This is a genomic window from Rhizobium sp. Leaf262, from assembly GCF_001422245.1.
Lineage (GTDB): Bacteria > Pseudomonadota > Alphaproteobacteria > Rhizobiales > Rhizobiaceae > Agrobacterium.
The window spans coordinates 216,118-228,449 of record NZ_LMMM01000018.1 but is presented as its reverse complement, the minus strand read 5'-3'; the positions used below and the strand labels follow the sequence as shown (position 1 = coordinate 228,449).

Below are 12,332 nucleotides of genomic sequence, written 5' to 3'. Positions count from 1 at the left end.
CCGGTTTTTCCGGTTTGCGCGGATTGTTCCGCCCCTCTTGATTGCTTGGACTTTGTGCAATGCACGCAAATAAAGCAAGGAACATTTCAACGCCGCCGGGCATTGCTGGACGTTGTCCGATTCCGGACCTGTTATGGAAAGTGGACAAGCCCTCACGTCATGCTATTGCTGTCATGACATACGTGTAACGTGGCACCTGCAAACCCTTCTGGAATTCATACGCACGATGGAAATGGCAAGGTACTGATGGCGCAAGGTAATCTGTCCACGGAGACGATCGGCCACCCGTCATTCGATTTGGATTTCAAGTCGCAGCTGAAAATGATGGGAAATGCTTTCTGGACGTCTCGCGTCCGGGGCAGGCTGATTGCGCTGATGGCAGCACTCTTGACCATCATTCTCGTCACCGCCTATGGGCAGGTGAAGCTGAACGAGTGGAATGCCCCGTTCTACAACGCGCTGGAACGGCGCGACCTCAACGCCTTTCTTCACCAACTGGAAGTTTTCGCCGTCATCGCCGGCTCCCTGCTTCTGCTCAACGTCTTCCAGACATGGCTGAACCAGATGACAGCGCTGAACATGCGCGAGGGTCTGGCAAAAGACATGGTCGACCAGTGGTTCAAGCCCGGTCGCGCCGCAAGGCTCTCCGGTTTCGGTGCCATCGCCATCAACCCGGACCAGCGCCTGCATGACGATGTGCGCAATCTGGCCGAAAGCAGCACTGCGCTGGCGATAGGTCTCGTCAATGCCACTATCCTTCTCGTCAGCTTCATCGGTGTGCTGTGGAGCCTGTCGGCCGGTTTTGCCGTTCAGATCAGTGGTAAAATGGTCGAGATACCCGGCTATATGGTCTGGGCCGCCCTGATTTACGCAGGCTCCGCTTCCCTACTCAGCAATCTCGTCGGCTACCGGCTGGTTCCGCTCAATGCGGAACGCTATTCGAAAGAAGCGGAGCTTCGCTTCTCCCTGATGCGGGCAAGCGAGAACCTGACGGCAATCACGCTGGCGCGGGGCGAGAAAAACGAACGTCACCGGATCGGCGAGGATATCAACGCGGTGCTGGGTGTCATCAGAGGGTTAGCCATGGCGCTGACCCATCTGACATGGGTATCATCAGGCTATGGCTGGCTTGCCATCGTGGCTCCCATTCTCATTGCAGCCCCTGTCTATTTTTCGGGAAACCTGACCTTCGGTGGCCTGATGATGGCCGTGGGTGCCTTCAACCAGGTCAACGTCGCGCTACGTTGGTACATCGATAATTTCGGTCCGATCGCCGCATGGAAAGCCACGCTGCAGCGTGTTTCGGTCTTCCGCAACGCGTTGATCCAGATGGACAGCGTCGAGCGACACGGCAATGCCATTGAGATCGAAAAGACCTCAGATGGTCCGGTACTTCTGACATCCGTCGAAATATGCCCGGAAGCGGGCGGGCAGGACATGTCGCGGATTTTCCGTCTTCGCGAGGCCCCTGTCGAAATTCATGTCGGCGACCGGCTGATGGTGAACGGCGACCAGGGCGTCAACCGACGGCTGTTCTTTGCCGCCCTTGCCGGGCTTTGGCCGTGGGGGCGAGGAACGATCACCATGCCGCCGCGCGAAGAGACACTGTTCATTGCCCAGCACGGCTATCTACCCGCTGCACCGCTGCGCGAAATTCTCTGCTATCCGCGCAGCCCGCAAAAGTTCAAGGAACAGGACTTTCTCGATGCCATGCAGAAATGCGGGCTGGGCCACATCATTCCGCGCATGGACGACAATATTCGCTGGGACAAGAAGTTCGATTCCGACGAGCAGGCCTGCGTGCGGGTTGCCAATGCGCTTTTGCTGAAGCCGCGCTGGCTGTTTATTGACGATCTGCTCGAAGGGCTGGAAACAGAGACTGTGGACACCTTGTCTGCCGTGCTGGCTGGCATGACCGATAGCGCGATTGTCTATATCGGGCGCTCCGAAACCATTCTGCAGGTTCTGTCACCGCGCGTTCTGCACCTCGATCTCATCAAGGCGTAATCCTTATAGTTTCGCCAGCTTGGGACTGGCTCCGATGGATGTCGCCTCGAAGATGGATGTTGGCGCTGTCCCGCGCATAAGCGCCAGCGGTGTTGCTATGACCACGATGGCCACAGCCACCAATGCCGCAATGATAACCCAGTCGCAGCGCTGCTGTTTGACGGTATTCCCACTCCAGTCATATGCCATAGCGATCCTCGCGTATATCAGTAGATGAAGATAAAAGAATTCAACGCAAGAGTGCCGTAGTATGGTTAACCAACGGTTACCTTGATGTCGTTACGCTTTTATTTCACGAGGTTGGTCATGGTTGAGGCCCGTCACGCCTGTGATTTCGGTCGAAAATAGCAACCAAAACGCGCGCCGGGTCCTATCGATGCCTTGGAGAATTATAGTCCCGACAGGAGTGCCAGTGCCTGCTCATGCAGGGCCTTGCTGCCGGCTGCGATGATGCGGCCCGCCGCCTCGGGTCTTCCACCATCCCAGTTGGTGATGACGCCGCCTGCCTGTTCGATGAGGGGGATCAGTGCGCCGACATCATAGGGTTTAAGACCGGATTCGACGACGAGATCGACATGACCGCCAGCCAGAAGGGCGTAGGCGTAGCAGTCTACCCCGTAACGGAACAGGCGGACCTGTTTCTCGACCTTGTCGTAACGCGCAAACTCCGCAGGCGCGAAAATATGCGGAGAGGTCGTAAACAAGACCGCGTCTGAGAGGGATTGGCAATCGCGTGTGCGGATCTGCCGTTCGCCGCCCGGTCCGAAGTACCAGGAGTTTTTTCCATCGGCGAAATAGCGTTCGCCGATGAAGGGCTGATCCATGATGCCCATGGTTGACCGGCCCGAGGACTGAAAGCCAATCAGCGTACCCCAGACGGGAAGGCCGGAAATGAAGGCACGTGTACCGTCGATGGGATCGATCACCCAGACATGCTCACGGTCGATGCCGACGCTGCCATGCTCCTCGCCCAGAATACCGTGGGTCGGGAAATGTTCGGTAATCAAGGCGCGAATGGCCGTCTCTGCTGCCTGATCGCCTTCTGTGACCGGATCATATCCGCCATCCTGCTTGTTGGCGACGGCGATGCCGGTGCGAAACCGGGGCAGCGTTTCCGCCTTGGCGGCATCGGCGAGACGAAAGAAGAAATCGCGATCTGGAAGCATCAAAACCTCATCATGTTCGAACCATCACGACATAACCCGCTTCAATGCCTTCCGTCCACTCGCCAAGTCCCGGGTGCTGCAAAAGGCGAAAACTAAATCATCCGCAAGGCATAACGATGCCAATTTTTGAGCAAATGTGAAAAAATAGCGTAAAAATTAGGCTTAAATAAAATTGATTGACAATTAAGCACATCGGGCCTAACGTCATCCCACAGTCTTTGACTGTAAATACCCTCCTTGGGTGTTTCCTCCCTAGACTTGACCGCGCCAAGGCGCGGTTTTTTTTGCCCGATGCAGAGCTTTTGAGGGGTCTGATTGAAAAGGGACAGGCCTATTCGGCGGCGAAAGCCATGTCGATGGCGTATTGCGAAACGAACACCGAAAGCTGGCGCATGAATGTCTCCAGCGCCGCCTGAACGGCGAAGAATTCCGGTGTTTTTACCAGGGTCTTCTCATCCACGTAGAGAGCGCGGCTGACTTCGATCTGCAAGGCGTGCAGGGAGCGAACCGGACGGCCATAGTGTTCCGTGATGAAGCCGCCCGCATAGGGCTTGTTGCAAACGGCTGTGAAGCCGAGCTCTTCGAGAAAATACAGGGCCGCACGGGAAATTTCCGCAGATGCACTGGTGCCGTATCTGTCTCCGATAATGATATCGGGCCGGATATTGGAGCTGGCAAGCCGGATGTTGCCCGGCATGGAGTGGCAGTCGATCAGCACCGCCATGCCGAAACTGGCATGGGTTCGCGATACCAGCTTTCGCAGGCAGGCATGGTAGGGCTTGTAGATGCTCTCTATCCGCCTGATACCTTCGTCCACAGGCAGACGGTGCGCATAGATGTCCATGTTCTCGGCGACGATGCGTGGTACGGTGCCGAGCCCGCCAGCAACGCGCATGGAGCCGATATTGGCATAGGGCGGCAGTGCGCCATCGAACATGCGCGGATCGAGTTCGTATGGTTCGCGGTTGACATCCAGATAGGCGCGGGGGAAGTTTGCTTTCAGCAAGGGTGCGCCGAGATCGATTGCGCCCGAAAACAGCTCATCGACGTAATGATCTTCCGAGCGGCGGATTTCGTAGGAGTTCAGGCGGGACGATTCGAGGAAGGAAACGGGATAGCACCGACCACTGTGCGGTGAGTTATATACGAACGGAATGCTGTGAACGGCGGGTTCGTGCACCTCGAAGAGTTCATACTCGCCCGTGACCCAGTCCATTCCGCCCCGTTTACCATGTCATAATTCTGCCAGAAGCTTCATGTTGCCAGTTAAGGCAGAGCAAGTCCATACTGCGCACCAGTCGCCCGAGTCATGATTCTACCGTTCACATGATATTTACTGAAAATGCGGTATGATCGGGATAAGGTATTCCAATAAATCAGAAGTTACGGTCACTTAAATGGTACAGAAAATTCTTCTCGCTGAAGATGACAATGACATGCGCCGCTTTCTCGTGAAGGCGCTGGAGAAAGCCGGATACAAGGTTTCCTCGTTTGACAATGGCGCAAGCGCCTATGACCGGCTTCGTGAAGAGCCTTTTTCTCTTCTCCTCACCGATATCGTCATGCCGGAAATGGACGGAATCGAGCTTGCGCGGCGTGCAACGGAACTGGACCCCGACCTCAAGGTCATGTTCATCACCGGCTTTGCCGCCGTTGCACTAAACGCTGATTCGAAGGCGCCGAAGGATGCGAAGGTGCTTTCCAAGCCTTTCCACCTGCGCGATCTGGTCGATGAAGTGAACAAACTCCTTGTGGCATAAGGCCTCGCATAAACCTTTCACAAAACTGAAAAAAAGCAGTTGACGCTTCCTCCGGTTTTGTGATTTATGCGCCTCAACGGAGGGCGTGTAGCTCAGCGGGAGAGCACTACGTTGACATCGTAGGGGTCACAGGTTCAATCCCTGTCACGCCCACCATCCGAATTCAGAAGTACAAAGGCCTTGCGAAAAAGTCGCGAGGCCTTTTTGCTTTTTTGGCTCGGCATTGCCATCGATCTTTGCTCGCCATACAGCGCCGAAATACTTTTCCCGAGCTGGCCGAACGCGGCCGAAATGTTCAGTAATATTTTGGCTTGTTGCGGCGGTGCTACAGCTTTTTTCCTTGGTTGGAGTACCTATGGGAACCACCACAACCAAGGTGCCCGAAATGAGAAAAATCGTCATTGCTGCAGCTTTTATCCTGACCGCGTCCACCGCGATGGCTGCGGATGCGGTCTATGAGGCACCGCAGGCACCGGTGGCCATTTCTGGCCAGGCATTCTCGTGGACCGGCTTCACCGCCGGTGTGCAGGGCGGATATGCCTGGGACAATCAAGACATATCCGGCATCATCGCAGGAACACCGCTGGAGGCCAATTTCCATGGCGGCGTGCTGGGCGCATTTGCCGGCTATAACCACCAGCTGAGCAACAATTGGGTTCTTGGCGTGGAAGGCGATTTCGATGGCAACTGGGGCGATGGTACGCTTACCATTCTCGCGCCTGACCGCTACGAGTACGGTCTGGACTGGCAGGGGTCCGTCCGTGGCCGCGTTGGTTACGCAATCGACCGGGCGCTGGTTTATGGCACGGCAGGCTGGGCTGTCGGACGCGGTTATCTGGTCACACCGGGCTTCCCGAAAAACAAGGAAACCTTCAACGGCTACACGGTCGGCGCGGGCGTGGATTATGCCTTCACCGACATGATTTTTGGCCGTATCGAATACCGCTACACCGACTTCGGCGACAAGAACTACGATTACGGCGCGCTCGGCCCGCTGCTGAATGGCGATATCGATCAAAACGCCGTGCGCGTTGGCTTGGGTGTGAAGTTCTAGGTAACGCTAAGGGCGTTCTAGGCGAACCGATATGACCGACTTTTGAGCTTCGTTCCATCCCGAATGCGCTGGCGAAACCGGCGGCAGATTACGCAACCTTCGAGGCTTCACTCTGCACAGCTCGTGGGTTGCCAGCATCATCCACCGCGACCATGATGAAAACCGCTTCCGTGACCTTGTCGCGGGATTGCTGGGAGTGGCGGCGGGTCCAGGCTTCTATTTTGAGGGTGATGGAGGTGCGACCGACTTTTTCGATGCGGGTGTAGACGCAGAGCGTGTCGCCGATTTTCACCGGTTTCTTGAAGACGATTTCGTTGACGGCGACCGTCACGGTGCGTCCACCTGCCACATCATTGGCGCGTACGAAGGCCGCCAAGTCCATTTGAGACATGACCCATCCGCCGAAAATATCGCCTGCCGGATTGGCGTCGGCAGGCATGGCGAGAGTGCGCAGGGTCAGTTCCATGTCGGCTGGCGGCTGTAATTCCATTGTTGAAAACCTTCGTCTGTATCGCTTGCAATAGATAAATGACTACAGCATCAATGGCGAAAACAGCATTGATTTTCCGGAACATATGAGATGCGCCAGTTGCATGGTGCGGTGCAGCATGACGTTCCGATATTATAGATGGAGAGAGTAAAAAGCGAATCGATCTGCTAAGCAGTGGGCCGAGCTCACCCTTTATCAGTTCGGTACTTGCTCCACTGTCAGCGTGCGACCATGCGCAGAGGAGATGCGCACACGGGCACCGGCAGGTGCGTCTTCGCCCTGCACTGGCCACCATGTGTCATCCAGCTTGATGCGACCACGGCCTTCGGTGATTGGTTCCTGCAGCGTCGCCGTCCGGCCAATGAGGCTCGCTTCGCGCTGGTTGAGGAACGGCTCGTCGGTCTTTGCATAATCCCGGCCATAATAGCGGCGACCGAGAATGGCAAAGACAGCCGACAGCAGCGCAAACAAAAGCAGTTGGACATGCCAGTTCCAGATCCCGGTGTCCCACAGCGCCAGCGAGATGGCACCGATGACGAGCGCAGCGGCTCCGATCCAGATGAGAAACACGCCGGGGGCGACGAGTTCGGCGGCCAGCAGAATGGCGGCCAGTATCCACCAGCTCCATGGGCCGAGATCGGTAACGAGCCTTGCGATCATCTCATCTCTCCGAAGATGGTCCGAACGGATTGTTTGGGATGGTCACGTTGATGGTCTGGCCTGTCGGGCGGCTGGAGGAGGGCGGCACGGAGCTGCGCTGTTTTGCGGCGGCAGGTGCTTCGGGCGCTGAGGGCGCATCGCCACCTCTGCCAAAGACTTCCTTGGCGATGGCGCCGATACCGCCGAGCGAGCCGATCAGCGAAGACGCTTCCATCGGCATAAGCACGATCTTGGAGTTCTTCGCGGTGCCGATCTGCGCCATGGCTTCGGTGTATTTCTGGGCGATGAAGTAGTTGATGGCGTGGATGTCACCGGCGGCGATGGCCTCAGACACCATGCGCGTGGCATTGGCTTCGGCTTCGGCCAGACGTTCGCGCGCTTCGGCATCGCGGAAGGCCGCTTCACGCTGTCCTTCGGCCTCGAGAATGGCGGATTGCTTGGCACCTTCGGCGCGCAGGATCTGCGCGTTTCTTGCGCCTTCGGCTTCCAGCACCTGGGCGCGCTTCTCACGCTCGGCCTTCATCTGGCGGGCCATGGAATCCACGAGGTCTTTCGGTGGCGCAATATCCTTGATTTCGATACGCGTGACCTTGATGCCCCATGGGCCGACGGCTTCATCCACCACCCGCAACAGGCGGTCATTGATGGCATCGCGGTTGGACAGGAGTTCATCGAGGTCCATCGAGCCCATGACCGAGCGGATGTTGGTCATGGTGAGGTTCTGGATGGCAAATTGCAGATTGGTGATCTGGTATGCTGCCTGGGCTGCGTTCAGCACCTGATAGAAGGCGACGGCGTCTGCCGAAACGCTGGCATTGTCTTTGGTGATGACTTCCTGGGTCGGAATGTCCAGCACCTGTTCCATCACGTTCAGGCGCGCGCCGACACGCTCGATATAGGGTGTGAGGATGTTAAGGCCGGGCTCCATGGTGCGCGTATAGCGCCCGAAGCGTTCCACCGTGTAGCGATAGCCCTGCGGCACCGTCTTGATACCGGCAAACAGCGTCAGAATGACGAGGCCTACCACGACTATGACGACAATATCGAAACCACCCAGATCAAGCATCCCAATCTCCTCATGCGCTGGCAGGCACGTTATGGGGCCGGGTTACACCCAGCCCTGCAACTCCCTGCGTACAACCTTTTCGAGAACCCGCATACCCTCTGCGCTGTCGTTCAGGCAAGGGATATGCGAAAATTTCTCGCCACCGTTGTGTAGAAAGATTTCGCCAGCCTCGCCAGCAATTTCTTCCAGCGTTTCCAGACAGTCGGAAACGAAGCCCGGATTCATCACGGCAATGCGCTTCACGCCTTCCGTTGCCAGCTTTTCGACGGTCTTGTCGGTGTAGGGCTGCAACCATTCTTCCGGGCCGAACCGGGACTGGAACGTGATCATGAAACGGCCCTTGTCCAAGCCCAGCTTTTCGCGCAGCAAACGACCCGTCTTCATGCATTGGCAATGATAGGGATCGCCCTTTTTGAAATAGGACTGCGGAATGCCGTGGAAGGAGGCGATGATTTTTTCCGGCTCCCAATCCAGCGTCGCCAGATGGGCTTTGACGGAATTGGCGAGGGCATCGATATAGGTGTCGTCGTCGTGATAGGGCGGCACGGTGCGGAGCGCCGGTTGCCAGCGCTGCTTCATCAGATATTCGAAGGCCTTGTCGTTGACGGTCGCCGTGGTGGCGGCGGCATATTGCGGGTAAAGCGGAAACAGCAGGATTTTCTCGCAACCTTGTGCCTTCAGCGCGTCCATGCGTTCGGCAATGCTCGGCTTGCCGTAGCGCATGCCCCAGTCCACCACCACGTTCGGCAAGTCGGTCAGCATTTTGGCGAGCGCCTCGCCCTGATTGCGGGTGTAGGTGCGCAGATAGCTTTCGTTCAGATCGTGGTTCCAGATTTCCTCATAGGCCTTGCCGACCTTTTGCGGGCGCTTGTTCAGCACGATGCCGTAGAGAATGGGATACCAGAACAGCCGCGACCATTCGATGACGCGCTTGTCGCTCAAAAACTCCGCCAGATAACGGCGCATCGACTTGTAGTCGGTGCCATCGGGCGTGCCGAGATTGACGAGGAGAACGCCGACCTTGCCGAAGGCGACCTTCGGATGATCTGGCGGGAAATGCTCTGGCTGGAGCGTGGCGTTATCTGCGATCATAAAATCGTCCTGAAATCTCTAAGGGGTGCGCGTGGCTCTACGTCCGCACATGTGCCGTGGATCAACTTGTAGAGCATTGATCCACCAATCTGAATTGATTTTTGATAGAACTTGCGCGGCATTTCAACGCGTGGTGATGGCTGAGGGATATAGAGATATAAGTGTAGCCATCTGAGTTCTGAATAGTGATGCGGTAGAGGCCAGTCTGCGTGGCTCACCCCCCTCTGTCCTGCCGGACATCTCCCCCACAGGTGGGGAGATCGATATGCCGCAACGGTGCGGCCATCTTTGGCGTCGATCGTTTTAGCGAAGGTTTCTCGTCTTGCCGATCTCCCTCCTTGTGGGGGAGATGTCCGGCAGGACAGAGGGGGTGAGCCACACCCACTTACCTCTGCTGCAAGCTGCAATTATACGTCCGCGATCAAAAATGAAGTCCTCTATCGAAGCCTGTCACCGAGCAGGCTTCGATAGAGTGATGTTGAAGGATTACTGTGCCGGAACGTTCAGCTCTTCACCAACTTCGATATGGTTTGGACGCTTCAGCGCGTTGGCTTCGGCAATCTTCTTCCATTTAGCGCCGTTGCCGTATTTCTCGGCAGCGATTTTCCAGAGCGAGTCACCGCGTGCCACCACGTATTTCCCAGCGGCGGCTGGTGTCGTGGCAGGGGCAGAGGTGGTGGTTGCCGGTGCCGGGGCCGCTGGTGCCGTTGCGGCTGGAGCCGGAGCAGCAGGTGCGGTGGCGGCTGGAGGCGTTGCGGTTGCAGGGGCTTGCGCCGTCGTTGCCGGTGCCGGGGCTGCTGGCTTGGCTTCCTTCGGGGGGGGCACGTAGTCGGCTGGCGTTACATCCGTCACGCGGCCATCGGTGTAAGGCTTGTAGGGGCTGTGCGCGCCGATATAGGCGGCGACGGCATCTTCAAGGCTCGGTCCGAAGTCGTAGGGGTTGATGGCCTTTGTAGCAAATGTCTTGAAGCCATCTCCGCCGGTGCGGGTGTAGTTGTTGGTCACGACGCCATAGGTCTTTTCCGGGTCGAGCTTGACGAAACCATCGCCTTCCTTGACCTCGACGGAGACGATGCGGCTGCCTGCTGGCTTGGAGCGGTCGAAGCTGTATTTCAGGCCAGCCGTCTGCACGAAGCGGCCAGCGCCTTCCTCGATCTGGCTTGCACCGTTTTCAAGGGCTGCGACGAGATCGACGCCCTTGATCTGGAAGGTAGCGATGGAATTCTGGAATGGCAGCACCGTCAGCACTTCGCCCATGGTCACGGGACCAGCATCGATGGAGGCGCGCAAGCCGCCACCATTCTGGATAGCGATTGTGATGCCCTGATCCTTTACACGGTCGAGCAGCGCATCGGACACCAGGTTGCCCATGGTGCATTCCTTGACGCGGCACACTTCGCGCGAGCCATCGATGGCGGCTTCGCTGGTGCCGATTTCCTTCTGCTTCATCTCTTCCAGCGGTGCTGCCAGTTCGGCCACGCGCTTGGTAAAGGCTTCGTCCGGTGTGACGGAGGCGTCGAGAAGCTTCGGTGCGCCGCTGGTAGATTTCACCACACCGTTGTCATCGAAGGTGACGGTGAGATCGCCGAGATATTTGGAATAGGCATAGGCGGTGACGATCGGCACGTCGACACCGGATGGATCCTTGACCAGCGTCGGGTAGGGGCCAGCGGCCTTCGGGTCGGTGCTGGAGAGCAGCGTGTGGCTGTGGCCGCCGACGATGACATCGATACCATCGACAGAACGGGCGATTTCCTGATCCTTGACGTAGCCGACATGCGACAGAAGGACGATCTTGTTGACGCCCTGATCCTGGATTTCCTTGACGGCACCCTTGAGGTACTCGATCTCGTTTTCAAACGTCACCTTGTCGCCGGGCGAAGAGGTTTCGTTGGTGTCTGTTGCCAGCACGGAAACGACGGCGACCTTCTGGCCACCCATCTCCTTGATGATATAGCCCTTGAACTTGTCTTTCAGCTCGGAGCCGTCGGCAATCTTGGTGTTGCCGGAAATGATCGGGAACTTCACCGCATTGATGAGCTTGAGCAGTTCTGCCGGGCCGTCATCGAATTCGTGGTTGCCAATGGCCATGGCGTCGAAGCCGATGCCGTTCATGAATTCGGCAACCGGGCCACTTTTATACTGCGTGTAGAACAGGGAGCCCTGGAACTGGTCACCGGCATCCAGCACGAGAATGTTGGCGTTGGCACCGAGTTCGGCGCGGCGCCCATCGATGGCGCTTTTGACGCGGGCGATGCCGCCAAAGCATTCCTTCTTGTCGGCTTCCGCAGCAGAGCAGGTGGAGTCGAACTTGTTGATCGCTTCGATGCGCGAATGCAGATCGTTGATGTGGAGAATATTGAGTTGGTAGTCGGCGAGCGCCGCACCGGCGGAAAGCGCAACGACCGAAGCGGTCATCAGGCCAAATCTCAAAATCCTGTTCATCGTCTTATCTCTCCTGTTTTACCCAATACGAAGCCGGGAGGCTCGTCCTGCCGCCATAGCTACTGCGAAATCATGACAGTGGTTCAAAGGCGATGTTTTCATCTCGCGGCATCTGCCGCAAGTAGAATTATGACAGGGTTGTGCAAATAAAAAACGCGCGCTGCACGCGCGCGTTGAAATAAACAGGAACCGGTCGGCTGAAACGCAATCAGCCCTGACGCGTCAGCGTGAACTGGCTGTTGCTATCGGTGGTGCAATTCAGCTGCGAACGGGAGATAAGGGCGCAGTTGACGCGCGACTGGGTGTTGCGAACCAGCGAGGTCATGTTGATCTCATAAAGGGTCGGCGAAAGCGTGACGTAGGTTCCAGATGCCAGCAGGGTATTGCTGTCTGTAGAACGCGTCGAGAAGGCGCCCGCCTGGAACGTGGACACGATGCCGTTCTTGTCGACCCAGCGGCCGTCAACAGCCGGACCCTGAGGCATGGCCGATGCCATGGGGCGGGGCGATTGCGTCGCAGGAACGCAGGAAGAGGCAGCAATTGCTGCCAGAATCAAGGCTGTACCTGTCTTGAAATTCATCTTGTCTGTCTC

At 57.2% G+C, this 12,332-nt stretch carries 13 protein-coding genes and 1 tRNA gene; 4 read left to right on the top strand and 10 right to left on the bottom strand.

Features of this window, described 5'->3' with window-relative positions; genetic code table 11:
* Nucleotides 1–246 precede the first annotated feature (246 nt).
* Nucleotides 247–2,007, top strand: coding sequence for an ABC transporter ATP-binding protein/permease (locus ASF29_RS18575; protein WP_062452132.1), 1,761 nt, complete (start codon nucleotides 247–249; stop codon nucleotides 2,005–2,007).
* A 3-nt stretch (nucleotides 2,008–2,010) separates the two neighbouring features.
* Here the strand turns inward: ASF29_RS18575 and ASF29_RS18570 are convergent, their stop codons facing one another.
* The 3 genes from ASF29_RS18570 to ASF29_RS18560 all read right to left on the bottom strand — a co-directional run bounded on the left by ASF29_RS18570 (nucleotide 2,011) and on the right by ASF29_RS18560 (nucleotide 4,389).
* Nucleotides 2,011–2,196, bottom strand: a complete 186-nt coding sequence (locus tag ASF29_RS18570; RefSeq protein WP_062452131.1) for a hypothetical protein — start codon at nucleotides 2,194–2,196, stop codon at nucleotides 2,011–2,013.
* 200 nt (nucleotides 2,197–2,396) lie between these two features.
* Entirely contained in the window at nucleotides 2,397–3,173 is a 777-nt protein-coding gene (gene hisN, locus ASF29_RS18565) for a histidinol-phosphatase (protein ID WP_062452130.1), read from the bottom strand.
* A 331-nt stretch (nucleotides 3,174–3,504) separates the two neighbouring features.
* Nucleotides 3,505–4,389 (bottom strand): N-formylglutamate amidohydrolase, encoded by an 885-nt coding sequence (locus ASF29_RS18560; RefSeq protein WP_062452129.1) that lies wholly within the window; start codon nucleotides 4,387–4,389, stop codon nucleotides 3,505–3,507.
* A 181-nt stretch (nucleotides 4,390–4,570) separates the two neighbouring features.
* Here ASF29_RS18560 and ASF29_RS18555 point away from each other — a divergent pair, with 181 nt between their 5' ends.
* Nucleotides 4,571–4,933 (top strand): response regulator, encoded by a 363-nt coding sequence (locus ASF29_RS18555; RefSeq protein WP_027675545.1) that lies wholly within the window; start codon nucleotides 4,571–4,573, stop codon nucleotides 4,931–4,933.
* Between the two features lie 81 nt (nucleotides 4,934–5,014).
* A tRNA-Val gene (locus ASF29_RS18550) sits at nucleotides 5,015–5,089 on the top strand.
* Here ASF29_RS18550 and ASF29_RS24475 read toward each other — a convergent pair.
* Nucleotides 5,078–5,335, bottom strand: coding sequence for a hypothetical protein (locus ASF29_RS24475; RefSeq protein WP_156462732.1), 258 nt, complete (start codon nucleotides 5,333–5,335; stop codon nucleotides 5,078–5,080). The genes ASF29_RS18550 and ASF29_RS24475 overlap by 12 nt on opposite strands.
* Here ASF29_RS24475 and ASF29_RS18545 point away from each other — a divergent pair.
* Entirely contained in the window at nucleotides 5,319–5,987 is a 669-nt protein-coding gene (locus ASF29_RS18545) for an outer membrane protein (protein ID WP_062452404.1), read from the top strand. The two genes, ASF29_RS24475 and ASF29_RS18545, sit on opposite strands and share 17 nt — an antisense overlap.
* An 88-nt stretch (nucleotides 5,988–6,075) precedes the next feature.
* On the opposite strand, the gene ASF29_RS18540 is transcribed toward ASF29_RS18545, so the two are convergent.
* From ASF29_RS18540 to omp10, 6 genes are all read right to left on the bottom strand, one after another.
* On the bottom strand, nucleotides 6,076–6,477 hold the full coding sequence (locus ASF29_RS18540; protein WP_062452128.1) for an acyl-CoA thioesterase: 402 nt from the start codon (nucleotides 6,475–6,477) through the stop codon (nucleotides 6,076–6,078).
* 195 nt (nucleotides 6,478–6,672) lie between these two features.
* A complete protein-coding gene (locus tag ASF29_RS18535; RefSeq protein ID WP_062452127.1) occupies nucleotides 6,673–7,137 on the bottom strand; it encodes an NfeD family protein in 465 nt (154 codons plus the stop codon).
* Nucleotide 7,138: 1 nt separating this feature from the next.
* Complete coding sequence (locus ASF29_RS18530; RefSeq protein WP_062452126.1) at nucleotides 7,139–8,203, bottom strand: SPFH domain-containing protein; 1,065 nt, start codon at nucleotides 8,201–8,203, stop codon at nucleotides 7,139–7,141.
* Between the two features lie 42 nt (nucleotides 8,204–8,245).
* Nucleotides 8,246–9,295, bottom strand: a complete 1,050-nt coding sequence (hemH, locus tag ASF29_RS18525) for a ferrochelatase (RefSeq protein ID WP_062452125.1) — start codon at nucleotides 9,293–9,295, stop codon at nucleotides 8,246–8,248.
* Between the two features lie 486 nt (nucleotides 9,296–9,781).
* Nucleotides 9,782–11,740: a 5'-nucleotidase C-terminal domain-containing protein gene (locus tag ASF29_RS18520; protein WP_062452124.1), complete on the bottom strand. Its 1,959-nt coding sequence runs from the start codon at nucleotides 11,738–11,740 to the stop codon at nucleotides 9,782–9,784.
* Between the two features lie 208 nt (nucleotides 11,741–11,948).
* Complete coding sequence (omp10, locus tag ASF29_RS18515; protein ID WP_062452123.1) at nucleotides 11,949–12,320, bottom strand: outer membrane lipoprotein Omp10; 372 nt, start codon at nucleotides 12,318–12,320, stop codon at nucleotides 11,949–11,951.
* Nucleotides 12,321–12,332: the final 12 nt, after the last annotated feature.